The sequence below is a fragment of the Agromyces fucosus genome (assembly GCF_004134865.1).
Classification (GTDB): domain Bacteria; phylum Actinomycetota; class Actinomycetes; order Actinomycetales; family Microbacteriaceae; genus Agromyces; species Agromyces fucosus.
This window is the reverse complement of sequence record NZ_SDPO01000002.1, coordinates 899,660-923,550: the sequence shown is the minus strand read 5'-3', so window position 1 is coordinate 923,550 and position 23,891 is coordinate 899,660. Positions and strand designations below refer to the sequence as shown.

General features: G+C 70.6%; 17 protein-coding genes. 5 read left to right on the top strand and 12 right to left on the bottom strand.

The genetic code is table 11. The annotated features are described in order from the left end of the window. Positions 1-150: 150 nt before the first annotated feature. The 3 genes from ESP57_RS10045 to ESP57_RS10035 all read left to right on the top strand — a co-directional run bounded on the left by ESP57_RS10045 (position 151) and on the right by ESP57_RS10035 (position 3,741). A complete protein-coding gene (locus tag ESP57_RS10045; RefSeq protein ID WP_129231420.1) occupies positions 151-2,223 on the top strand; it encodes a M13 family metallopeptidase in 2,073 nt (690 codons plus the stop codon). 89 nt (positions 2,224-2,312) lie between these two features. Continuing rightward, the gene (locus tag ESP57_RS10040) at positions 2,313-3,218 is read left to right on the top strand and encodes a serine hydrolase (RefSeq protein WP_424219659.1); all 906 of its coding nucleotides are present in this window, start codon (positions 2,313-2,315) and stop codon (positions 3,216-3,218) included. A gap of 1 nt (position 3,219) precedes the next feature. After that, positions 3,220-3,741, top strand: a complete 522-nt coding sequence (locus ESP57_RS10035) for a GNAT family N-acetyltransferase (RefSeq protein WP_129231418.1) — start codon at positions 3,220-3,222, stop codon at positions 3,739-3,741. On the opposite strand, the gene ESP57_RS18590 is transcribed toward ESP57_RS10035, so the two are convergent. Continuing rightward, a complete protein-coding gene (locus tag ESP57_RS18590; RefSeq protein WP_207904525.1) occupies positions 3,714-5,558 on the bottom strand; it encodes an alpha/beta hydrolase in 1,845 nt (614 codons plus the stop codon). The two genes, ESP57_RS10035 and ESP57_RS18590, sit on opposite strands and share 28 nt — an antisense overlap. A 65-nt stretch (positions 5,559-5,623) precedes the next feature. Further along, positions 5,624-6,031: an NUDIX domain-containing protein gene (locus tag ESP57_RS10015; protein WP_129231417.1), complete on the bottom strand. Its 408-nt coding sequence runs from the start codon at positions 6,029-6,031 to the stop codon at positions 5,624-5,626. Between the two features lie 126 nt (positions 6,032-6,157). On the opposite strand from ESP57_RS10015, the gene ESP57_RS10010 reads away from it, so the two are divergent. Next, positions 6,158-7,498, top strand: coding sequence for an alpha-hydroxy-acid oxidizing protein (locus tag ESP57_RS10010; protein WP_129231416.1), 1,341 nt, complete (start codon positions 6,158-6,160; stop codon positions 7,496-7,498). A 264-nt stretch (positions 7,499-7,762) separates the two neighbouring features. Here ESP57_RS10010 and ESP57_RS10005 read toward each other — a convergent pair whose 3' ends face one another. The 4 genes from ESP57_RS10005 to ESP57_RS09990 form a co-directional block, all read right to left on the bottom strand. Further along, positions 7,763-10,537 carry a PQQ-dependent sugar dehydrogenase gene (locus ESP57_RS10005; protein WP_129231415.1) on the bottom strand — a complete coding sequence of 925 codons (2,775 nt, stop codon included), beginning with the start codon at positions 10,535-10,537 and terminating at the stop codon, positions 7,763-7,765. A gap of 83 nt (positions 10,538-10,620) precedes the next feature. Further along, positions 10,621-11,781: a sugar phosphate isomerase/epimerase family protein gene (locus ESP57_RS10000; protein WP_129231414.1), complete on the bottom strand. Its 1,161-nt coding sequence runs from the start codon at positions 11,779-11,781 to the stop codon at positions 10,621-10,623. 310 nt (positions 11,782-12,091) lie between these two features. After that, entirely contained in the window at positions 12,092-14,677 is a 2,586-nt protein-coding gene (locus ESP57_RS09995; protein ID WP_129231413.1) for a rhomboid family intramembrane serine protease, read from the bottom strand. Continuing rightward, on the bottom strand, positions 14,674-16,008 hold the full coding sequence (locus tag ESP57_RS09990) for an alpha/beta hydrolase-fold protein (protein WP_165877433.1): 1,335 nt from the start codon (positions 16,006-16,008) through the stop codon (positions 14,674-14,676). The genes ESP57_RS09995 and ESP57_RS09990 overlap by 4 nt, the downstream gene beginning before the upstream one ends. A gap of 127 nt (positions 16,009-16,135) precedes the next feature. Here ESP57_RS09990 and ESP57_RS09985 point away from each other — a divergent pair, with 127 nt between their 5' ends. Further along, the gene (locus ESP57_RS09985; protein ID WP_129231411.1) at positions 16,136-17,521 is read left to right on the top strand and encodes a glycine--tRNA ligase; all 1,386 of its coding nucleotides are present in this window, start codon (positions 16,136-16,138) and stop codon (positions 17,519-17,521) included. 345 nt (positions 17,522-17,866) lie between these two features. Here the strand turns inward: ESP57_RS09985 and ESP57_RS09980 are convergent, their stop codons facing one another. From ESP57_RS09980 to ESP57_RS09950, 6 genes are all read right to left on the bottom strand, one after another. Beyond that, on the bottom strand, positions 17,867-19,426 hold the full coding sequence (locus ESP57_RS09980; RefSeq protein WP_129231410.1) for an HNH endonuclease signature motif containing protein: 1,560 nt from the start codon (positions 19,424-19,426) through the stop codon (positions 17,867-17,869). A 327-nt stretch (positions 19,427-19,753) separates the two neighbouring features. Then, positions 19,754-20,581: a GNAT family N-acetyltransferase gene (locus ESP57_RS09970; protein ID WP_165877432.1), complete on the bottom strand. Its 828-nt coding sequence runs from the start codon at positions 20,579-20,581 to the stop codon at positions 19,754-19,756. Beyond that, a complete protein-coding gene (locus ESP57_RS09965; RefSeq protein WP_129231408.1) occupies positions 20,559-21,971 on the bottom strand; it encodes a glutamyl-tRNA reductase in 1,413 nt (470 codons plus the stop codon). The genes ESP57_RS09970 and ESP57_RS09965 overlap by 23 nt, the downstream gene beginning before the upstream one ends. 57 nt (positions 21,972-22,028) lie before the next feature. Further along, a complete protein-coding gene (locus ESP57_RS09960) occupies positions 22,029-22,754 on the bottom strand; it encodes a hypothetical protein (protein WP_129231407.1) in 726 nt (241 codons plus the stop codon). Between the two features lie 220 nt (positions 22,755-22,974). Further along, positions 22,975-23,295 (bottom strand): ArsR/SmtB family transcription factor, encoded by a 321-nt coding sequence (locus ESP57_RS09955; protein WP_056006660.1) that lies wholly within the window; start codon positions 23,293-23,295, stop codon positions 22,975-22,977. Further along, on the bottom strand, positions 23,292-23,792 hold the full coding sequence (locus ESP57_RS09950) for an SRPBCC family protein (RefSeq protein WP_129231406.1): 501 nt from the start codon (positions 23,790-23,792) through the stop codon (positions 23,292-23,294). The genes ESP57_RS09955 and ESP57_RS09950 overlap by 4 nt, the downstream gene beginning before the upstream one ends. Between the last annotated feature and the right edge of the window lie 99 nt (positions 23,793-23,891).

Sequence of the window (23,891 nt, the reverse complement as noted above, 5' to 3'; positions counted from 1 at the left end):
CCTCGCCTGCGAGGGCGAGCGGAATGGACCCGGGTCGCGCTCGACGGCGGCACCCGCGCCGAACGCCGGGATCCCGGCGATCTCTGGGAGTTTCACGCACCTTCCGCCAGACGCGTGACCCCGCGCCGGACCGCCGCCTAGGCTGGGGGGATGACCGATGTCGCGCTGCCCTCCGGAATCAAGCAGGACGAACTCGACGCGGGCATCCGCCCGCAAGACGACCTCTTCCGACACGTCAACGGCAGGTGGATCGAGCGCACCGACATCCCGGCCGACAAGGCCAGGTACGGCTCGTTCCTCGTGCTGCACGAGGAGGCCGAGCAGGCCGTGCGCGAGATCATCGAGGAGTCGCAAGGCGCCGAGCCCGGCACCGAGGCGCGCAAGGTCGGCGACCTCTACGCGAGCTTCATGAACGAGGAGCGGGCGAACCTGCTCGGCGCCACGCCGATCGCCGGCCAGCTCGTCGAGGTCGACCTGATCGACTCGGTCGACGCCTTCCTCGCGACCCTCGGGCGGCTCGAGCGCCAGGGCGTGCCCGGCTTCCTGCAGCTCTACGTCGACAACGACCCCGGCGACCCCGAGCGCTACCTCGTCTTCGTCGAGCAGGGCGGCATCGGTCTGCCCGACGAGAGCTACTTCCGCGAAGACCGCTTCGAGTCCGTGCGCGAGGCGTACCGGTCGCACCTCGAGCGGATGCTCCGGCTCGCGCAGCTCGAAGCGCCGGGCGAGCGCGCCGCCCGGGTGTTCGAGCTCGAGACCGCGATCGCCGCGGCGCACTGGAGCAACGTCGAGACCCGCGACAGCGAGAAGACGTACAACCTGTTCTCGTGGGACGACGCGGTCGCAGAGGCATCCGCTCGGCAGGGCACTGACGGCACCGTCGACCTGAACACCTGGCGCGACGCCATGGGCGTGCCCGCCGGTGCGTTCGACGAGATCGTGCTGCGCGAGCCCTCGTTCGTGCAGGGCCTCGGCGCGCTGCTCACCGAAGACCGCCTGCCGGCGTGGAAGGACTGGCTCGCCTGGCAGGTCGTGCGCGGCAGCGCCGCGTACCTCTCGAACGACTTCGTCGAGGCGAACTTCGACTTCTACGGCCGCACGCTCACCGGCACCCCGCAGATGCGCGAGCGGTGGAAGCGCGGCGTCTCGCTCGTCGAGGGCGCCATGGGCGAGGCCGTCGGCCGCATCTACGTCGAGCGGCACTTCCCGCCCGCCGCGAAGGAGGCGATGGACGACCTCGTCGCGAACCTCGTCGAGGCCTACCGGCAGTCGATCGACGCGCTCGAGTGGATGGGCGAGGAGACCCGGGCGAAGGCGCTCGACAAGCTCGCGAAGTTCACCCCGAAGATCGGCTTCCCGGTGAAGTGGCGCGACTACTCGGTGCTCGAGATCACCGACGACCTGGTCGGCAACGTGCGGGCGACCGCGGAGTACGAGTTCAACCGCGAACTCGGCAAGATCGGCAAGCCGCTCGACCGCGACGAGTGGTTCATGACGCCGCAGACGATCAACGCGTACTACAACCCCGGGTTCAACGAGATCGTCTTCCCGGCGGCGATCCTGCAGTACCCGTTCTTCGACGCCGAGCGCGACGCCGCCGCGAACTACGGTGCGATCGGCGCCGTGATCGGGCACGAGATCGGCCACGGCTTCGACGACCAGGGATCGAAGTACGACGGCGACGGGCGCCTCACCGACTGGTGGACCGAGGCCGACCGCGCCGCGTTCGAGGAGCGCACGGCGGCCCTCATCGCCCAGTACGACGCGCTCGTGCCGGCACAGCTCGAGGCCGCGCAGCTCGAGCCCGCAGCGGGCGAGAACAACGACGCGGCCGACAGCGAGCAGCAGCCTGAGGCGGATGCCGCGGGCGACGCGCCGCACGTCAACGGCGCCCTCACGATCGGCGAGAACATCGGCGACCTCGGCGGACTCGCGATCGCGTGGAGGGCCTACGTCATCTCGCTCGGCGGCGACGTCGAGTCGGCTCCGGTGATCGACGGCCTCACCGCAGCGCAGCGCTTCTTCCTGTCGTGGGCCCAGGCCTGGCAGATGAAGGGCCGCGATGAAGAGGTCGTGCGGCTGCTCGCGATCGACCCGCACTCGCCCAACGAGTTCCGCTGCAACCAGATCGTCAGGAACATCGACGAGTTCTACGCTAGCTTCGAAGTGACTCCCGACGACGACCTCTGGCTCGACCCAGCCGAGCGTGTGACGATCTGGTAGTCCTGTACGTACATTCGAGCAATATCGAGCGCGCCGCTTCAGCGGTGGGGGAGCGCCGACCGTCAGAGGAAGGCCGTGGGAGCACCGTGGTGACGTCGTCGCAGGGTTCGGAGCGGCGTGCACGGCACAGCGACCTGAGGCGCGGCAAGCATCGCACCGAGGAGCCGGGCGAGAACTTCGCCCGCGGGTTCGACGCACTCGGCGAGCTCGCGCTCGCCGGCGTGCAGGTGTCGGCCCGGGCGACCGACCTCGCGACCGGCAAGGTGCTCTTCTCGGTCGACGACCACGTCGTCATGCCGACGGCGTCGATCGGCAAGGTGCTGCTGCTCGTCGAGGTCGCGTCACGGCTCGCCGGAGACAGCAGCGAGTCGTTCACGGTGCTCGACCGGGCGCCGCGTGACGCCGTCGGCGACTCCGGCATCTGGCAGCACATGCAGTCGCCGTCGCTGCCGCTCGCCGACCTCGCGGCGCTCATCGGTGCGACGAGCGACAACCTCGCGACGAACGTGCTCATCCGCCACGTCGGCCTCGAGGCGGTGCGCTCCCGCACCGAGGCGCTCGGACTGACCCGCACGGCGCTGCTCGACCTCGTGCGCGACCACCGCGGGCCCGACGACGCCCCGCAGCTCTCGATCGGCTCGGCGAAGGAGCTGACCTGGCTGTTCGCCTCCCTCGCCCGCGGCGAGATCGTCTCGCCCGAGGTGTCTCAGCGCGTCGTCGGCTGGCTCTCGCTGAACGCCGACCTCTCGATGGTGGCGAGCGCGTTCGGGCTCGACCCGCTCGCGCACCGCACCCCCGATCACAACGTGCTGCTCATGAACAAGACGGGCACCGACGGCGGCGTGCGCAGCGAGGTCGGTGTGCTCCGCGGCCCGCGTGCGAGCGTCTCGTACGCGGTCTCGATGTACTACGCCGACACGATGATCTCCTCCCGCCTCGCGGTGCTCGACGGCATGCGCCAGGTCGGCCTCGACCTGCTGGAGTACGTGCACTGACATGCTGATCCGGTCACTCGAATCCGCCGATCACGCCGCGGTCGAGCACCTGTTGGCGGTCGCGTTCGCCACGCCGGCCACGACCGCCGACGCGCCGCCGATCGAGGTCGGGCTGAACACGGCGCTGCTCGACTCCGACGCGCTGCTCCCGCACCTCGCGCTCGTCGCCGAGCTCGAGGGCGAGGTCATCGGCTACTGCATCAGCACCCGCGCGAGCATCGGCGAGTCCGACGCGCTCGGTCTCGGGCCCATCGGCGTGCTGCCGGGCCAGCAGCGACTCGGCGTCGGCTCCGCACTCATCGCCGAGACCGTGCGCGTCGCCGAGGCGCACGGCGAGGGCGCGATCGTGCTGCTCGGCGACCCTGCGTACTACGGGCGGTTCGGATTCGTCCCGGGCTCCGAGCTCGGCATCGTCGCGCCCGAGCCCGCGTGGGGCGAGTACTTCCAGGCGCTGCCCCTCGCAGCTGTCACCGACGCGCACCGCGGCGCGTTCCGCTACGCGCGTCCCTTCGAGGAGCTCTGAGCGGTCGGACCGTCCGGCGTGTCGGCGTTCGTGTCGGCGTCCGCGTCTGCGTCCGCAACTGCGTTCGTGTCTGCGTCCGCAACTGCGTTCGTGTCTGCGTCCGCACCTGCGTCAGCGTCCGCCTCTGCATCCGCACCCGCATCTGCATCCGCACCCGCGTCCGCATCCGCGTCGGTGTCGATCGCGGCGGCGATGGTCGCCACCGCGGCGGCGATGACCGCCTCCGGTGGGGCCGAGAGCGACTCGACCGCGGTGACGACGGCCGCGGCCGTCTCGGGCGCCGAGAGGATCCGGAAGTGGCCGGCCACCGGCAGTCGGCGGTTCGTGGCGCCGGCGAGCGAACTGCCCTCGGGCAGGTGGGGGTCGAAGACCCCGAAGAGCGACACGATGCGCGAGTTGACGGATGCCGCGCTCGCGAGCTCGACGATCGTCGCGCTGTCGGGGTCGAACTCGCGCATGCTCGGGTCGAGCAGGTAGCGGGCGAGCCGCGCGCCGCCGAAGGGGGTGGCGATCGCGACGAGCCCTCGCACGTCGAGGTGGTGGTCGAGGTCGCGGAGCAGCAACAGCTTGCCGATGAGCCCGCCCTTGGAGTGGGCGACGACGACCCGGCCCTCCGGCGGCGTCGGGATGCGCGCGAGCGCGCGCGACACCCGCTCGGCGGTGTCGGGGATCGCGAGCAGGTTCGCGCCGAGCCCGTGGGCGACCTGCACCCGGTAGCCACGGGCGTTCAGCGCGTCGCCGAGCGGCTCCATGAACGACCAGTGCTCGTAGACGCCGGGCAGCAGCAGGATCGTCGGCTTGCCCGTGTCGCCTCGCGCCCATCGCTTCGGCAGCTTCGGCACCGTGAGCACGCGCAGCTGCTGCTTCGCGGCATCGAGGTAGTCGAGCGCCCACCACACCGCCGCGGCGAGGAGCGGGATCGGCTTCGCCCGTTCGACTTCGACGCCCTTCGTCGAGGCGATCGCCTCGGCGGCGGCGGCGGCGGCGGTGGCGGTGGCGGCCGTGGCGGCGGTGGCGGTGGCGGCGGTGACCGCGGGGTCCGCGGCGTCGGCGATGCCGGGCACCTCTGATCCGACGAGGTCGCCGCGTGCATGCCGCACGATGAGGTCGCCCACCTGTGCACCGGCCGTGATCATCGTCTCGTGCCCACGACCGGGCACCTCGACGAGGCGCGCATGCGGCACCATCCGCGTCACCTGTTCGGCCCACGCGCGGGGCACGATGCGGTCGCGCTCGCCGCGGATGACGAGGGTCTCCGCGGAGATGCCCGGCAGCGTGCGTTCGATGCGATGGGCCATGACGGGGCGCAGGGTCTCGAGGTACCAGCCCACGCCGGCTCGAGCGTACGACCACAGCCCCAGGCCGAGCACCTTCGGGTGCGCGAGCACGAGGTCCTGCGCGAGCCTCGCCGCCTGCTTCGGCACGGATCGCTCGCGCGGGTTGACCGTCGGACCGATGAGGACGATGCGCTCGAAGAGCTGCGGGTGCCGGGCTGCCGCCTCGGCAACGGCCTGCGCGCCCGACGAGTGCCCGATGAGCACGGGGTTCTCGATGCCCTCGGCCTGCACGAGCTCGGCGAGGAGGTCACCGGCCGCGGGCATCGACAACGGGTGCTCCGGTTCGGGCGTGTCTCCGAAGCCGGGGAGGTCGAGGGCGTGCACGGGTCCGGTGCGACCGAGTGATTCCGCGACATCCGACCAGTACTCGTGCGCCATGCCGATGCCGTGCACGAGCACGTAGCCGGGGCCGTCGTCGATGCCGGTGCGAGTGATGCGCGTGACCCGGTCGCCACGGCGGAACTCGCGGATGGTCGGCATGAGCGAAGTCTACGAGGGGGAGCCGGCTCCATCAGCAGCCACGCGCGCCCGTCTGCCGCGGCGGGTCAGTCGATGAGACCGGCGGCGGAGAGGCGCTCGAGCACCTCGGCCCCGGCGGGCGGGCATCGATCGACGTCGGCGGTCGTCACCCAGTGCAGGCTGCCCACCTCGGCCGACGCGAAGGGCGCGGCATCCGTCTCGGCGCGGAAGACCCGCATGCGCACGAGGCGGCCGTCGGGTTCGCCGTGCGCCGCCGCCACGACCTCGAAGAGCTCCACGAGTTCGGCCGGGTCGAGCACGAGGGCCACCTCTTCGAGGGCTTCGCGCGCTGCGGCCTCGGCCGCCGTCTCGCCCGCGTCGATCTTGCCGCCCGGCATGTAGTACACCTCGCGGTCCCGCGCAGTGACCATGAGCACGCGCCGGTCGCGCACGAGGGCGATGGCGGCGACGCGGAGATCGGGGAGCTGAGGCATCCGTTCCACCCTACGTCGTGTCGGGTGACGGGGCGGCGGCGATGACGAGGGCGCGGTCGGCCCTGTCGCCGGCCGTGCCGTCACGGCTACGCTGGCTCGCACCCGACACCGCGAAGGAGCGAGCCGATGGCCAGCACGAGAGCACCCGGCGCCGGCGAGAGCGCATCCGGGGCCGTCCCGCGAGGATTCGCGCGCGACGTGCAGTCCGAGGTGTACCGGGCCGGGCTCTCGGGCATCCGCCCCGCGGTGCCCGTCGACCACGACGCCCTCGAGCGTGCTGCACGCAAGGCGGTCTCGGCCGAGGCGTTCGCGTACCTCGCCGGTGGCGCGGGTGCCGAGGCGACGATGGCGGCGAATCGCGCGGCGTTCGCGCGCCGGCGGATCTGGCCGCGCGTGCTCCGCGACGTCTCGGAGCGCGACCTCTCGATCGAGCTGCTCGGCCGGAAGCGTGCGACGCCCTTCGTGTTGTCGCCCATCGGCGTCGCCGAGATGGCCCACCCCGAAGCGGATGTCGCGGTGGGCCGGGCGGCCGCAGCGCTCGACGTGCCCTACCTGCTGTCGAACCAGGCCTCGCGCCCGATGGAGGAGGTCGCGGCCGCGATGGGCTCGCGTTCCCGGTGGTTCCAGCTCTACTGGAGCGCCTCCGACGAGCTCAACGCCTCCTTCGTGCGTCGCGCCGAGGCATCCGGTTGCGAGGCGATCGTCGTCACGCTCGACACGCACCTGCTCGGCTGGCGCACGCGCGATCTCGACGCCGCCTACCTGCCGTTCACGCGGGGGCAGGGCATCGCGCAGTACACGAGCGACCCGGTCTTCGCCGAGCTCGTGCGGCAGCGGGCCGCCGCCGGTGCCGGCGGGGGAGCACGCCCGAAGGTCACCCCGAAGCTGCTCGCCTCGGCGTTCTCGATCGCCCGCGCCGGCGCGAGAACTCCGCTCGTCGACGGCGGCGTGCGCGCGGCCCTGCGCTCGCCGCTCCCGCGGGCCGCGATCGAGACCTTCCTCGACGTGTTCTCGAACCCGGCGCTCACCTGGGCCGACCTCGCGAAGCTGCGCGAGTGGACGAAGCTGCCGGTGCTGCTGAAGGGCGTGCTGCATCCGGATGACGCGGCGCAGGCGCTCGACCACGGTGTCGACGGCCTCGTCGTCTCGAACCACGGCGGGCGCCAGGTCGACGACTCCGTCGCGAGCCTCGACGCCCTGCCCGGCGTCGTCGAGCGGGTGGGCGGGCGCGTGCCCGTCATCCTCGACAGCGGCGTGCGGGGCGGCGCCGACGCGTTCATCGCCCTCGCCCTCGGCGCCACGGCCGTGGGGATCGGCCGCCCCTACGTCTTCGGCCTCGCGGTCGCCGGGGCCACGGGGGTGCGCGAGGTCGTGCGCAACCACATCGCCGAGTTCGATCTCACCCTCGGGCTCGCAGGCCATCGCTCGGTCGCCGAGATCGGGCCGGGCTCGCTGACCGAGGCGTGAGCCGCGGCATCCGCTCGGTGTGGAAACGCGCAGGCGCTCGAGTCGGCCGTGGGATGTCGGCCCCTGTTCGGGGTGCGTCCGAGGCCGGGCCGGGTCGCTTGCCGCGGTGTAGCCTGAGTGGCCTGCCTTTCTGGAAGAGGGGTGGCACAGCGTTCCGGGTCGCGCGTTACGGGTGCGGCCCGGAATGCGCCGCCTGCAGCCGGGCGTGCGAGAGCCCCAGCCCGCCGAGGCGGACCGGGGCTCCCGGGTGTCAGCGCAACTGCGCTATCGGAGGTCGGCGATCACCGCCTCCGCCGCGCGGATGACGAGCGCCGCAGCCTCGGCATCGGTGCGGATGCGGCTCGGCACCTTCGCGACGATGAACTCGAGCTTGCTGATCGCCGTGGCGGTGTCGCCGGCGGCGAGGGCCGCGTCGGCCTCGGCCAGCGTGTCACCGAACGATGCCGCCGCGCCGTGGGTGATGCGGCCGTCGTCGTCGAGACTGCCGAGCAGCGCACGGATATCGCTCGTCGACGTGGTGAACTCGAGCTGGTCGAGGTCGACTCCGCCCGTGCTCGTCACGTACAGCCGATCGGTTCCCTCGGGCACGGTGACCAGCGGCGCGGATGCCTCCAGCCACTCGGCGCCGGCACTGGCCACGTCGATCGTCAGGAACGGCTCGGCCTCGGCGCTGCCCCACCGCAGTGAGAGCGAGCCGGTGCCGGTCGCGCGTGCCTCGACGCCCGTGATGCCCACGAGGTTCACCGGGTCGTACGCCAGCCAGTCGCCGGCGTCGAACGAGGCGACCTTGCGGAAGGCGCGAGCTGTCTCGTCGTCGACGATCGTCGTCTCGCCGCCCTTCGCGTCGGCGTGCTCGGCCTGCAGCTCGCGCGGGTTCAGCAGCGTCACGTCGTCGGCAGAGAGCGCCGGAGCCGTGGCGCTGCCGCCGTCGGTGTACGAGGCGCCGATCTGGGCGTAGATGTTCTCGGTCTCGCCGTGGCCGGCCTCCTCCTGCATCTCGATCTCGGCCGTGCAGCCGGTGCCGGTGAACAGCGGGTGGGCGTGCGTGTTGTCGTGACCCAGTGCGTAGCTCCAGTTCACCCGCGAGCAGTCGATCGTCGTGTCTTCAGGGTCGGTGACCTTCACCTCGAAGGCGACGGTGTCGCCCCAGTCGGCGAAGGACCCGTTCTCGGGAGTCACGATCTCGATGGTCGGCGCGGTGTTGCCGACCGTGATCACGACCGACGAGAGGCTGACGCGTCCGCTCGAGTCGGTGACCCGCACGCGGGCCGTGTACTGGCCGTCGGCCGTGTACGTGTGGCTCACCTCGGCGGGGCCGTCGGTGAAGGTGCCGGTGCCCTCGAGGTCCCACGCGAAGCTGAGCGCGAGGCCGTCGGGGTGGGTGCTGCCGGCGGCCGAGAAGTCGACCTCGAGCGGGCCCTGGCCCGACGTCACCGAGGCGTCGAGGTCGACGCGCGGGCCCTTCGTGCCCTCGACGTAGTCGACCCGGTAGAGGCCGGCGTCGGGGTTCGGGCGGAAGAAGCCGTCGCCGTAGTCGAGCACGTAGAGCGATCCGTCGGGGCCGAACTCGAAGTCGATCACGTTGTCCCACGGGGGCATGCCCGCCGCGTTGAGTGCGGCGTTCGGCAGGAAGTCCTCGATCTTCGTGACCTCGCCGTCGGGGTCCTCCTGGCTGAAGGCGAAGATGCGGTCGCGTGAGAACTCGGCCATGAACGTCTTGCCGCTCCAGTACTCGGGGAACTTCGTCGTCGACGCGTTCTCCTCGTCGTAGCGGTAGGTCGGGCCGCCCATCGGGGCCTGTCCGCCGGCGCCGAGCTCGGGCCACGGCTGATGGGTCGCCTGGTCGCCGTACCAGATCTGCGGCGCCGTCGCGGCGGGCAGCTGCGTCAGGCCGGTGTTGTGGCGCGAGGTGTTCGTCGGCCCGGCGTCGCAGTCGAACCAGTCGCCCTGGGTGAGCGTCTCGTAGTCCCAGTCGTTGTAGTTCGCGTTCGGTCCGTGGCAATAGGGCCAGCCGCCGTTGATCGGCTTCGTCGTGCTCTGCCACTCCACGTACCCCATCGGGCCGCGCAGGTCGCTCGCAGTGCCCGCGTCGGGGCCGTAGTCGCCCCACGTCAGCGCGCTCGTCACGGGGTCGTAGTCGATGCGGAACGGGTTGCGCACGCCCATGACGTAGATCTCGGGGCGGGTCTGCGGGGTGCCCGGGGCGAACAGGTTGCCGGCGGGGATCGTGTAGCTGCCGTCGTCCTGCACGTCGATCCGCAGGATCTTGCCGCGCAGGTCGTTCGAGTTGCCGGCGCCGCGACGCGAGTCGAGACCGGGGTTGTACCCGATGCGGTCGTTGTTCGGGGCATAGCCGTTGGCGCCGGGCGTGCTCGCCGGCGTGTTGTCGCCGGTGGCGAGCAGCACGTTGCCGTCGTTGTCGAACGCGACGTCACCCGCGACGTGGCAGCACTGGCCGCGCTGCACCTCGACCGTGATGATCACCTGTTCGCTCGCGAGGTCGAGCGAGTTCGTCTCAGCGTTCCAGTGGAAGCGGCTGAGCTGGTTGTAGCCCTTCCACTGGTTCCAATACGACTCGTCGGCGCCCGCCGGCAGGGTGTTCGGTGCCGATCCCGTCGGCGTCGTCGCCGGGTAGGGCGACACCATCGTGCGGGGCGCGTAGTAGAGGTAGACCCAGCCGTTCTCCTCGAAGGCCGGGTCGAGGGCGATCGTCTGCAGGCCGTCCTCGGAGTTCGCATAGACGTCGATCGTGTTGACGACCGTCGTGGTGCCCTGCGAGGGATCGGTGAGGCGCACCTGCCCGTTGCGCGTCGTGTGCAGCACGCGCGAGTCGGGCATCACCGCGAGGTCGATCGGCTCGCCGACGTCTCTCGTGAGGGTCACGCGTTCGTAGTTGGCCCAAGTGGTGGCGCTGACCTCGTCGCCGTGGTCCTCGCCGTCATGTGCGAAGGCGGCGGCCCCGGCGCTCACGGTGAGCGACGTGGCCGCCAGCAGTCCGCTGAGCACGAGGGCGCCCAACCGGATTCTGGATGTGGACATGGATGTCTCCTTGGAAGAGGGGTGTGCTGAAACGAGGAATGCCCCGGGCCGGGTTACGGCCTGGCCCGGGGCAGTGTGCTGCGTCAGCCGCGGAGCGCGGCCATGCCGTCGTACGCGACCTGTGCGAACGCCAGCGACTGGCCGGGGTTCGCGCCGCCGCCCGGTGCCGTGTCCTGCTCCCACATCGAGTTGTGGTACCCCTTGGCGCCGATGCGCTGGAAGAACGTCGTGTAGTCGATGTCTCCCTGGCCGAACGGCACCATGTCGTACCCGTTCGGGGTCGCCGTGTTGATGCGCCCGTCCTTGGTGTGGAACAGCGGGAACCGGGTGGTCTGCGCCGAGACGACCCCGGCCGGGTCGAAGAGGCTCTCGACCACGGTGCCGTCGGGCGCAGTGAAGCTGCGGTGCTTGTACTGCGCGACGTGGGCCCAGTAGATGTCCATCTCGAGGTAGACGTAGCTCGGGTCGGTGTTCTGCAGGAAGTACTCCAGGCGGCGGATGCCGCTGGAGCGCGTCGGCCGGCCGAGCGCGTCGAGCGGACCGCTGTCGAGCAGGAAGCTGTACGCGATGTCATGGTTGTGCGTGTACAGCTTCAGCCCGTGCGACGCGGCGCGCTCGCCGAAGAAGTTCCACCGCTCTGCGGCGAGATCCCAGTCGGCGACGAACGCGCTGCCCGTCGGGTCGTTGCCGGTTCCGATGTGGCCGAATCCGAGGATGTTCGCGACCTCGCACTGTGCGTCGAACGCGGCGATCGTCGCGTCGCTGATGGTCGACGGGATGTTGCCGTGGTTGCCCTCGGCCTCGAGCCCGTTGTCGTCGAGCCAGGTGCGCAGCAGCTGGGCGCCGGCGACGTTGTTGACATTGCCGCCGTCGGCGTTCGCGTGCTGTCCGTAACCGGCGAACTCGATCTGCTTGTAGCCGATGCGCGAGAGCTCCTGGAACACCTCCTTGAAGCCCGATGCCAGATCGGTCGTGTTCGGGTCGCGCGAGATGGCGTCGCGAACCGTGTAGAGGATGATGCCGCGCTTGCCCGGGGGCAGGAGCACGCCGTTGCCGGCTGCCTTCACGCCCCCGGAGGCGGCGGCTCCGCGAGTGACGGCGTGGGCCGGCCCTCCGCCGAAGGCCGCCGCGCCGAGTGCCGCGGCCGCAGCCATGCCGGTCGTCGCTGCGAGCAGTTGTCGGCGGGAAAGACCAAGGCGCCGGCCCAGCTCGGGGTTATCGTCGCGGTCGATGAGATCGTCCATGATGCTCCTTTGCATGAAGAGGGATGGATCGAGACTCGGCACCGTCGCCACCTCGCGCCGAAACCGCGCCTCGCAAGGATGCGCGATGCCCTGGTTCGCACCGGTCTCCGCGTCCCCAGTCGGCCAGTCGTAAATACCGACCGGCGTTCTTTTTCGAACGGTACGCCACATCTTGCGGACGGGTCAAGCGAAAGTCGGATGCTATACGGTATTCTTTCGTCAGTTGTTCGGCAAAAGTTTCGTTGCACAAAAGGCGATTCGCCGCGCGCGGTGGCTGGCGGTGGCATCCGCTCGATGTGGTCGGCGAACGCTACTTCGTGAGCGTCTTCACGAGGGCGACGGCCTCCGCCGGCGAGACCTCCGGCAGATACGCCTTGCCGATCGCGAGGCCGATCGTCGGCAGGGCGAGCGGGTCGGGGTAGGCCATCGAGATGGTCTCGTAGTCGGGGTTGAACTTCGCCTTGAACCTGAACAACGACGAGAACCCGTACGCCGGTTCGAGCGTCGAGGCGAGGAAGTCGAGGAGCCGCGTCATCACCGTCGGCTCGGGCGGCGTCTCGCCCGGTTCGAGCGGCTTCGTCGCGAGCGGTGCACCCGAGAGGCTCAGCACCTCGGCACCCGTGTCCTTCATGTGCAGCGCCGCCGACGCGATGAGGAATTCCATGATGCCGTTCATGCTGCCGTCGGCGCGGCGCATGAAGTCGATGGTCCAGCCGATCACGGAACCGTCGCGATGCACGGGCAGCCAGCTCGTCACCGCCTGCAACCGCCCGTCGGGCCCGACCGCGAGCATGAGCCGGACCTCGGGGTCCTTCAGCTCCTCGATGCCGCCGAGCGTGAAGCCCATCTCGGGCAGCTCCTTCTCGGCGACCCACTCCTCGGAGATCGCCTCGATCTCCGCGAGCGTGGCGAGGGGCAGTTCGTCCCAACTCGTCCAGACCGTGGTCATGCCCTCCTTGATGCCGCGGTTCAGCGCCTGCCGCACCTTCTGCCACGGCTTGCCGGCGAGCTCGAGCCCCGTCGTGCGCACGAGCGTCTCCTCGCCGACCGACATATGCTGCCAGCCGAGTTCGTCGAACACCGGCAGGTACTGGGGATGCACGCTGTAGAAGACCGGCACCCAGCTGTTCGCGTCGCAGAAGGCGGCGAACTCGCGGATGACGCGGCCGCGGTTCCCCGCCGCGCAGATCGGGTCGGACATCGTGATGGCGACGCCGTTGATCACCCGGTACGCCACGGCCGAGTCGCCGTCGTCGCTGAACCACGCGACGTTGCCCGGCCAGGTCGCCATGAACCCGAGCGTGCCGCCGCCGTTGCGGTGCAGCAGTTCGCGGAGCCGGGCGTCGTCGGCGGTCTTCGCCGCCGAGCCGGTGCGCGACATCAGCCGGATCGACGCGGCGATGAACACCGCCCAGAACACGGGACCGACCGCCTGGGCGAGGAAGCTCGTGACGTCATGCCCGGGCAGCACGATCGGGTCGACGACGGCGAGGAAGTGCGGCGGCACGAACCGCTTGAACGTGTCGAGCAGCACGTCCCACCCGGTCGCGGCCGGCCAGTACTCGCCGACGGTCGCGAGCCCGGCCACGAGGTAGGCGCCGGCGAGCACGACGAAGGTGCCGACGACGACCACGGCGAACCGGGCGAACGCCTCCCGCGGTGCGCGGATCTGGAAATGCCGTCTGGTCACGACCAGCATGACGATGATGCCGATCGGCAGTGCGAGCACCGCGACGGCCCACACGACGAGCTCGCCGAGGTCGAACACGGTCCAGGTGCCGTCGTCGACGTCGGCCGTCGTCACCGTGACGTCGTAGGCCGTGCGGGCGAAGAGCAGGATCGCGGCGTTCACCGCGATCGCGAGCCAGCGCGCGAAACGGCGACCGTGGCGCAGCCCCCACGCGGCGACGAGCAGGAGCAGCACCGGCACGAACGACAGCAGGAACATGCCGAATCCCTGCGCGCTGAGCAGTGCGAGCTGGGCGGTGCACGACTCGGATGCCGCGGCGGCAGCCGTGGCCGCCTCCCCGCCGCACGTGGCCATCACGGCTGCGAGCTCGAGCGGCTCGTCGGCGAAGAGGTACGAGCCGAAGGCGAAGGGGGTGAGCTCGGAGCGGTTCACGAGGGCGACGATCGGACCGACGGCGGTGACCGCGACGACGGCGGCCACGAGCGTGCGGGTCTCACGGTGGGAGCTGCGCTTGGCCGAGAGGGTCGAGGCGTCGCGAGTCAGCACGGCGCCGAGCAGGTAGCCCGCGATCGCCGCGACCAGTCGGTAGGCATTCGACGAGTCGCCGTCGTAGAGCACGAACACGAGGATGAAGGCGATCGTCACGACTCGGATGCGTCGGCGCCACAGCCGGCCCATGAACGCCGTGGCCGTCATGAGTGCGCCCACGATGCCGGTGAGCGGGTCGAGCGTCAGGTCCGCGGCGGTGCCGGTCGCCCACCACTCGCCGGCGAGTGAGCCGACCCACTGCAGGAGCGTGCCCACCGCGACGCCGATCGCACCCGTCACGAGGAACGCGACGATCGTGCGCCACGTGCCCATGCGTCGCTCGGCGACGCCGAGCAGCACGAGTGCCGCGAGCACGCCGAACACGAGCTGGAACGGGTCGAACGGGATGACGAGCGCCGTCGCGACGGTCCACCACTGCCGACCGTCGACGGTCGTGATCACCCCGGCCGCCCACGTGGTGGCGGTCTCGTCGGATGCGGCGCCGAAGAACGTGCCCGTCACGAGCGCCGTCACGACGAGCAGCACCGCGACGGCGATGCTGAAGGGCACGCGACGGATGAATCCGCCGAGTGCCTCCGCGGTCGAGCGCAGACGCCCGCTCGGCTCGAGGTCCTCGGTGTTCTCGGCGTCTCCGACACGCCCAGTCGTCTCGGTCATGGCGCCGACAACCCGAGTCGCGGAGAGAGCACGTCGAATCCCTTCTCGAGGCCGCCTGTGAGCGCCATGACGTCGTGGTCTGCGCCGGGCACGAGGAACAGCGTCGTCTGCATGGCCGCGGCCGTCGCGGCATCCGCCAGTCGTTCGGTGCCGCTCACGAACGCGAGGTCGTTCTCGCCGACCGTGAAGACGGCCGCCGAGTCGGGGTACGGGGCCTTCGCCGCCATGATGTTGGCGGGCTTCACGAGGTCGTAGGCGAACCGGTCGCCGCCGAAGATCTCCGCGAGCACCTCGTCTGGGTTTTCGGCGCCCGCGTACTCGACGGGGGAGACTGCGAGCAGGTTGCCGAACACCTCGGGGTACTTCGCGCCGAAGTAGGCGGCGCAGCCGCCGCCGTTCGAGTACCCGGCGACGGTCGTGAACGTCGCGCCCTGCAGCACGCCGAGTCGCTGCCTGGCCCACGGCACGACATCCTGCATGACGTAGCTCTCGACCTTGCCGAGCTCGCTGTCGAGGCAGAGCGGATCGGCTGAGGGATCGCCCAGCTGGTCGATGACGAGGGCGATCGGTGCGAGTCCGTCGTGGTCGGCCGCGAAGTCGTCGAGCACCTCGCCGATGAAGCTCGCATCGGGGTCGCCGGGCTGGCCCATCATCATGACGACGAGTGGGAGGCGCGGGGCATCCGTCACGAGCGCGGCGGGCGGCAGGTAGATCTGGGCGGGCCGGGCCTCGAAGCCCGACACCGTGTTCGGCACGCCGCCCTGCACGATGCCGACCTCTCCCGTCTCGGGCATGTCGGGCGGTGGCGTCCACGTCGCGTACAGCGGTTCCGCCGGGTCGGCGATCGTCGCGGGGTCGGGCACGGGCGGGTCGATCGTGTCGGCGGTCGAGATGTGGAACATCGAGCCGAGCGTCGGATTCAGTCCGTATGCGGCGTTCACGCCGAACGCCGCCGTCGCCGAGAACAACGGGATCGCGAGCAGGGCGATGAGCTTGCGCCACCACCGCGAGTACCAGAGGTTCCAGATCGCCACCGTGATGCCGGCGAACGCCGCCGGCACCCAGAGCCACGCCGAATCATCGACCGGGCCGCCGAACGCGTCGAGCACGTTGACGCCGATCCAGAGCACCGCGACCCCGATGAGCGAACCCACGATGAGCAGCACGATGACCGTCAGCACCCACGACCAGCCGGGGCCGCGGAACAGCAGGTACAGGAACACCAGCGCCGCGAGGCCGTACACCGCGACGACGAACGGGCCGTCGATCACGTTCAGTTCCCAGATGAGATCCCACACCGTCGCCCCCTCGGCCATGGTCGTGATGGGCACAGCGTACCGACCGTGCGCTCGTTCGTGGCGGCACCCGCCCGTAGGATGGTGACACCGTGTCGTTTTCCGGCATTCGCCCGTCTTCGGCATTCGCCTTCGCCCGATCCCCAGGACCATTGGAGCCACCGTGGCCGCACCCAGCCGTCTCGAATCCGTCATCGCCCTCGCCCAGCACCGGGGGTTCGTCTTCCAGGCCGGCGAGATCTACGGCGGATCCCGCTCCGCGTGGGACTACGGCCCCCTCGGCGTCGAGCTGAAGGAGAACATCAAGCGGCAGTGGTGGCGGTACATGGTCACCGGTCGCGACGACGTCGTCGGTCTCGACTCGAGCGTCATCCTGCCGAAGCAGGTCTGGATCGCCTCCGGGCACGTCGGCGTCTTCACCGACCCGCTCGTCGAGTGCCTGCACTGCCACAAGCGGTTCCGTGAAGACCACCTGCTCGAGGCCTTCGAGGAGAAGAAGGGTCGCGCCCCCGAGAACGGCATGGGCGACATCGCGTGCCCGAACTGCGGTACCCGCGGTCAGTGGACTCCGCCGCGCGACTTCAACATGATGCTGCAGACCTACCTGGGCCCGGTTCAGGATGAATCGGGGCTGCACTACCTCCGCCCCGAGACCGCTCAGGGCATCTTCACGAACTTCGCGAACGTGCTGCAGGCCGCTCGCATGAAGCCGCCGTTCGGCATCGGTCAGATCGGCAAGTCGTTCCGCAACGAGATCACGCCCGGAAACTTCATCTTCCGTACGCGCGAGTTCGAGCAGATGGAGCTCGAGTTCTTCGTCGAGCCCGGCACCGACGACCAGTGGTTCGAGTACTGGCTCGACTACCGCTGGCAGTGGTACGTCGACCTCGGCGTCGACCCCGAGAACCTGCGTCGCTTCGAGCACCCCGCAGAGAAGCTGTCGCACTACTCGAAGCGCACCGTCGACATCGAGTACCGCTTCGGCTTCACCGGTGGTGAGTGGGGTGAGCTCGAGGGCGTCGCGAACCGCACCGACTTCGACCTCACGACCCACTCGGAGCACTCGGGCAAGGAGCTGTCGTACTTCGACCAGTCGAAGAACGAGCGCTGGATCCCGTACGTGATCGAGCCCGCGGCCGGTCTCACCCGCTCGCTCATGGCATTCCTCGTCGACGCGTACCACGTCGAAGAGGTGCCGAACGCGAAGGGCGGCGTCGACACCCGCACGGTGCTGCGCCTCGATCCGCGTCTCGCGCCGGTGAAGGCCGCCGTGCTTCCGCTGAGTCGTAACGAGAAGTTGTCGCCGCTCGCTCGTGAGGTCGCCGCGTCGCTGCGCAAGCACTGGAACGTCGACTTCGACGATGCCGGTGCCATCGGGCGTCGGTACCGTCGGCAGGATGAGATCGGTACGCCGTTCTGCATCACGGTCGACTTCGACTCGCTCGACGACAACGCGGTGACCGTTCGCGAGCGCGACAGCATGGAACAGGTGCGCGTGCCGCTCGACGAGCTCGAGGGCTTCCTGGCGTCGCGCCTCGTCGGCGCGTAGCGGGAGCTGCACGGCGAAGGCGGGCTTTGCGCCGCGCGTCGCGGGAGCTGCACGGCGAAGGCGGGCTTCGCGCCGCGCGTCGCGGGAGCTGCGTGGCGAAATCTGCAGCGCCGGCATCGGGCTCGCCCGTCCGGGGCGCCTGAGACCGGTTTCCAGCGAGATCGGTTTCCACGTGTCCGGGTTGTGCCGTGTCCGGTTTCCGGCGCGCCGGTAACCGCCACGTCTTCGTACGCCGGCGTCCGCTCGCGTCCGCGCGTTCAGGCTCCGTCGACTCCCGTGCGCCAGCCGCCACCGCGCTCGAGTATTCGCCGCGCTGGGCCGCGCTGGGCCGCGCTGGGCAGATCTCTACCCAGCGACCGGAAGCACTCGTTCAGGCTCGGCCGGCCTCGCTCGGACAGATGCGAGGTGGGGCCGCGCCGGATCGACAGGATCCGCGAGCCGGGCATCGCCCGGGTTCGCGAGACGCTCCGGGTCGACCGGATTGATGAGATCGGCGGGCGTCTTCGCTCGCATCAATCTCGGGGTCTGGTCTGGATCGACGCCGGGCGGAGGTATGAGCCAGTAGTTCGTGCCGGTGCGCCGCACCTCCCACCCCTGATTGTGGTACCTGAGATGATCTCGACGGCAGAGCAGGATGCCGTCGGCCAGATCGGTGCGCCCGCCGTCGCGTTGCCAGTGGTCGATGTGATGGGCTTCGGTCCACGAGGGCGGGCGAGTGCAGTCGGGATCGAGACATCCGCCGTCGCGAATCGCGAGTGCCGTCTTCTGCTTGTCGGTGAAGAGTCGCTCGTCACGGCCGAGGTCGAGGCAGGCGCCGTCGGCGTCGAAGAGGACCGGCAGGTAACCCTCGCAGAGCCCCGTGCGGATGTCGACGAGCGGAACGCGGTCGGGGTGGCCCTGGATGGCGCCCGAGCCCTCGCCCGTACTGAGTGAGACCGCGTTCACGATGAGTCGGACCGATGGCTTCTTGTCGTTGAGCAGGCGGGTCGGGTCGACACTCGCACCGGCACGGAGCAAATGCACGAGGCCTTCGGCCGCGTCGCGCTCGCGCGTCGCACGAGCATCGGAGAAGGCCGCGTCGCCCCGCACCGGATCGCCGAAGCTGCGTCGCACCGGGGCCGCCGTGCGTCGAGGATGGGTGAGCTGGTCGAACACCGCCTTGATGAGCATGCCGCTCTCGGCGTCGAGCTCGAACTCCCCGCGCACCATGCCGTCGGGCTTCACCCACACGCGCCAGAACTGCGCCTCACGCTGGTGCTCGGTGCGCGCGGCCACGCCGGCGGCGTCGATGCGATCGCGCGCTTGACGGGCGAGGCGACGAGCCGCGTCGGCGTGCAGCCCGCGACTGTCGGCCAAGATGCTCGCGAGTACGGATGCCAACGCCGAGGCCAACGCCGACTCGTCGGCATCGCCGCCGGGTTCACCGAGCCCGGAACGGATCGCGTCGGCGACCGCCACGGTCAGCACCCCGCTGGCCACGGCACGGCTCAATTCGGAGAACCACGGCGCGACCGGTTCGGGCACGACCGCGGCGAGCTCGGGATCATCGCGTCGTGCGAGCTCGAGCTCGGCGACCGCCTCGGTCTCGGCGACCATGCGCCCGACCCCGATGAGAGCGGCGGTCTCACGTTTCGACGAATGCGTGATCGACTGCAGCAGATCGCCCGCGCTCGCGTGGCCGGTGCGCTGAGCGAGCCCTTGAAGCCCGAACGCGACTTTCGAACGCCGCACCACCTCGGCCGCGGCGAGAGCCTGGGCTCGCTCGACCTCGTGCCGGAGCGCGGTGATGGCCTCGACAGCCTCGACGAGGGCGCGATCGTCGAGCGCGCTGAAGGTGCTCGACGACGGTGCGCACGACGACATCAGGGCGGTCAGACCGCTGAAGTCGGGGAGCGCTTCGGCCATGTTCCATTGTCTCGCGGGCGGCCGACATTCGAACGTATGTTCCACAGTCTGTGGATAAGTCTGTGGAGAATCGGTGATGAGGGGAGCAGAGAGGGCGAGGAAGGGCGAGGCGGTGAGGGGGCAGGGAGGGAAGGACGGGCGAGGCGGTGAGGGGGCAGGTAGGGAAGGACGGGCGAGGCGGTGAGGGGGCAGGGAGGGAAGGAGGGCGAGGCGGTGAGGGGGCAGGGAGGGAAGGAGGGCGAGGCGGTGAGGGGGCAGGGAGGGAAGGACGGGCGAGGCGGTGAGGGCGAGGAGCCGAGAGTGGGCGCCGGGAAGGCGAGTGCCTGCCTACTCCCGAGCGCCCGCCCACTCGCGCCGCAGCACGCCGTACAACGCCGTGTCCTGCCATTCGCCGTCGTTGTACTGCTCTTCGAGGATCGTCGCCTCGCGTCGCATGCCGAGCCGCTCGCACAGGCCGGCGGATGCCTCGTTGCGCGCGTCGAGGAATGCCTGGATGCGGTGCGGGCGCAGCGTCTCGAACGCGAAGTCCCTGATGGCGATGCCTGCCTCGCGGGCATAGCCCTTGCCCTGGAAGTCGGGATGCACGACCCAGCCGAGTTCGAGCTGAGCGTGCTTGGCGCTCGAGACGCGCACCATCATGTCGCCGATCACGCGGTCGCGCGCCGTCGAGCCCGTCGGCTCCGCACCAATCGGCTTCCCACCCGTCGGCGCCGTACCGGTCGACATCGCACCCGTCGACATCGCCCCGGTCGACTCCGCACCCGTCGACTCCGCACCCGTCGACTCCTCGACCGACGGCACGCCGGGCAGCGTCATCGCGAGCACGAAGAAGTCGCCATCACCCTCGAGCACCCGTGCGGCGGCGCGCTTCGCCGTGTGCTCGTACGCCTCGGCGCGGTCGCGCTCGGGCCACGGCAGGTACCTCAGCACCTCGGGGATGCGCTGGTACTCGAAGACGTCTGGCGCATCGGATGCCTCGAGCGGCCGCAGCACGAGACGCTCCGTGTTGATCGGCGTCTCGGTGAGCGCGGTCGCATCGAAGGGGAACCGCAGCGCGGGTGGCCCGTCGGCGGCTGCCGCGGCGGCGCGGTCGAGTGCGGTCGACGCGGTCGACGCGGTCGTGGTCGCGGGGTCAGGCGTGGCGTTCTCGTGCATCGTCACGAAGCGTAGCGCGCGCCTCCGACGTGGCGGCCGAGGCATCCGCTGCGGGGGTGACGCCGAAGATGGCGGCGATGCCGTCGATCCAGGCCTGCTGCTCGCCGGCGCGCGCGAGTTCGCGCGAGCGCACCATGGGCGTGTGCAGCAGCACGCCGGCCATGTGGCGCAGGGCCTCCTCGGTGCGTCCATCGGCGTCGCCGCGCGTGCGGGCGCGTTCGATCTCGCCGTCGAGCAGGTCGAAGACGTGGCGCCGGAGGGCGACGACGGCGGGCGCGACATCCTGCTCGTCGCGGGACTCGCCGAAGGCCCGGGCCGCTCCGCCGACGATGGCGCGCGCGGCATCCGTCGCACCGAACTCTTCCAGCGGGGCGTGGATGCGGATCGTCTCGAGGTCGAGCAGTTCGACGCCGTGCACCTCGACGACGTCGGGCGCCACGTTGCGGGGAAGGCCGAGGTCGATCACGAGCTGGCGCTCGACGGGGGCTTCGGCGGGTCCGGCGACGAGGCCGAGCGGGCGAGCGGCAGCAGCAGTTCCGGCAGCAGCAGAACCGGCGGCAGCAGAACCAGCGGATGCCCCGAACCCGGCCCGGCCCGCTTCGAGCAGCGCGCGGTCGACGACGTGGTGCTCGGCCGTGGTGCACGTGACGATGACGTCGGAGGTGGCGGCCGCCGCAGCGACGTCGCGATGCCCGACCGCCTCGATGCCGTGGCTCGTGGCGAACTTCGCGGCGCGGCCGGAGGGGGAGAAGACGCGCACGTCGGTGACGCCGCGGTCGCGGAGCGCGGCGAGCGAGGCCCCTGCGAAGCGGCCCGTGCCGACGAGCAGCACGCGGGTGGCCGACCAGTCGGTGATGCGGCTCTCGGCGAGTTCGAGCGCGAGGCGCACGACCGAGCGGCCCTCGTTGCCGATGCCGGTCTCGTTCTTCACGCGGCGCGAGATCTGCGAGGCGCGCTGGAAGAGCCGTTCGAGGTCGGGGGTCGTCGTGCCCTCGGCGCGGGCTCGCTCGAGCGAACGGCGCACTTGGCCGGCGATCTCTCCTTCGCCGACGACGACCGACTCGAGGCCCGAGGCCACTGCGAAGAGGTGGCCGGCGACCGCGTTGCCGTGCACGAAGCCGAACGTCGAGCGCAGCTCTTCGGGCTCGAGGCCGGCGACGGCGCCGACCGAGCGGATGGCCTCGTGCACAGCGGGCACCGGCGAGTCGCCCTCGGCCGCGTCGAGGTCGAGGTACGCCTCGAAGCGGTTGCAGGTGGCGACGACGACGGCACCCTGCACGGCGGAGTGGCCGTTGCGGATACGGGGACCGGCGGCGTCCGCGGTCGCTGAGAGGCGCTCGAGCATGTCGAACCCGGCGTTCTTGTGACTCGCGGTGAGGCAGATGAGCACGAAGGGATTCTACTCGCCGTCGAATCCGGGTTCGCCCAGAGCGACTCCGAGGGAAACTCAGCGACCGGCGAGCGCCCCCGCGTTCTGCGGGATGATCTGGATCGGCGCCGTGAGCGGCGGCAGTTCGAGGCCCTCGGCCGCGAGCGCTTCGCGGTGCTTGGCCTTCCAGCTGCGAACCACGGCGAAGAACGGGGCGTCGGAGAGCGCGTACCGGCCCGGTCGTTCCGCGGCGAGCACGATCGGCAGCTCGACGCTCACGCCGGCGCGGCGCACGCGCAGCACGAGCACGGAGAGCACCGTCTCGCCCGCGATGAGCGAATCGCTGCGGATGCCGCGGACCTCGCGCCACGCGAACTGCGCGGCGCGACGCGGGCGGCGCCCGCCGTTCCAGAACGCGACGCCGAGTTCGTCGGCCACGATCGAGTAGCGCGCCGCGAGTGCGATCGGCGGCGCGTCATCCGTCGTCAGCTCGTTCAGGCGGGCGACGAGCTCACGGCGACGGATGCCGCAGCTCACCTCGCCGCGAACGCTGGCCTCGAGGGCGCGGCGACGCGAACGGGCCCGGCCCAGCTCGCCGAGGCGCACCAGCATCCAGACCAGCGCGGTGATGAGCGCGAGCACGGAGACGCCGACGGCGATGCGTTCGCCGCCCGGGATCTCGGGGAGTCGGAACATCACGCGGTCGAGGAAGCCCGATCCGGCGATGAGCGCTCCGATGACGATCGCGGCGGCGGCGGCGACCATGAAGGTGACGCCGGTGCGATGCGGTGCGGCCGCGTTCATCGCATGGCTCGCGTGGCTCGGGGAGCGGGGTATGGCAGGCGGGGGGACGACAGGCGCAGTGGGGACATGTGATTCTCCGTGGGATGCGGAGGCGCACGTGCCCGGGGGCTCGTGCGTCGTCGTGCTCGGGGGCGCACAACGTCTCGACCATAGCGCTGATGGGAGCGCGAATGTAAGGCTTCCGAACGAATCGGCCGAACGAGTCCCGGTCGTCCTGCGGTTACCCCTCAGCAGCCGCCTTGATCGAGCGCAGGCGGCTCTCCCACCCCTGTGCGAGGGCGTCGAGGTCGCGCGCGAGGGCGCTCAGGCGCGACCCGATCGCGCGGTAGCGCACCTCGCGGCCATGGATCTCGGTCTCGACGAGACCGGCCTCGCGCAGCACCTCGAGGTGCCGGGCGACGGCCTGCCTGCTGATCGGCTGGTCGGCCGCGAGTGCCGTCGCCGAGGCGGGCGCCGTGCCGAGTCGCTGCAGGAGTCCCCACCGCGTGTCGTCGCCCAGGGCGGCGAACGCGGCAGGGAGGCTCTCGGTGCCGATGGTCATCGACCCGCCGCGACGTCGACCGAGGTCTCGTTCGCGACGTGGTCGCGCGCGTACTCGAGTTCGATGGCCCAGCCCTCGGTGTTCTCGTCGAACATCCTGCGGCGCTCCTCGGCGCTGCGGTCGAGCCCCTCGAATCCGCTCTCGGCGACGCGCAGTACGACACCGCCGTCGGCGCGTTCCTCGATCCAGAACTCGACGAGCGTCGACGTGAGTGCATCGAGTGCGGGGTCCGGCTCGGCTGAGGCGGGGGGCGCGTTGAACCACCGGAACGCGGCGTAGCGCGGGGCGTCGAGCGATTCGACGCCGAGCGTGAACGAGCCCCACTTCTCGTCGTGAACGACGACGCGCGAGCCCTCTTCCTCGATGCGGTGCTCGACGACTCTGTCGTCGTTGATCCACCAGCCTGCGGTGGAGACGAGCTCCCACACGCGCTCCGCCGAGGCGTCGATGTCGATCTGCTGTTCGATCCGGTCGAGTGATCCGGTGGTGCCGTTCATGCGTCCTCCTCGAGTGCCGTGCTGAATGATGTGCAATGCAATCGTTGCACTACTCCTCACGAAGTGCAATGTTTTTGTTGCACTGCAAGGCGGTGCGAT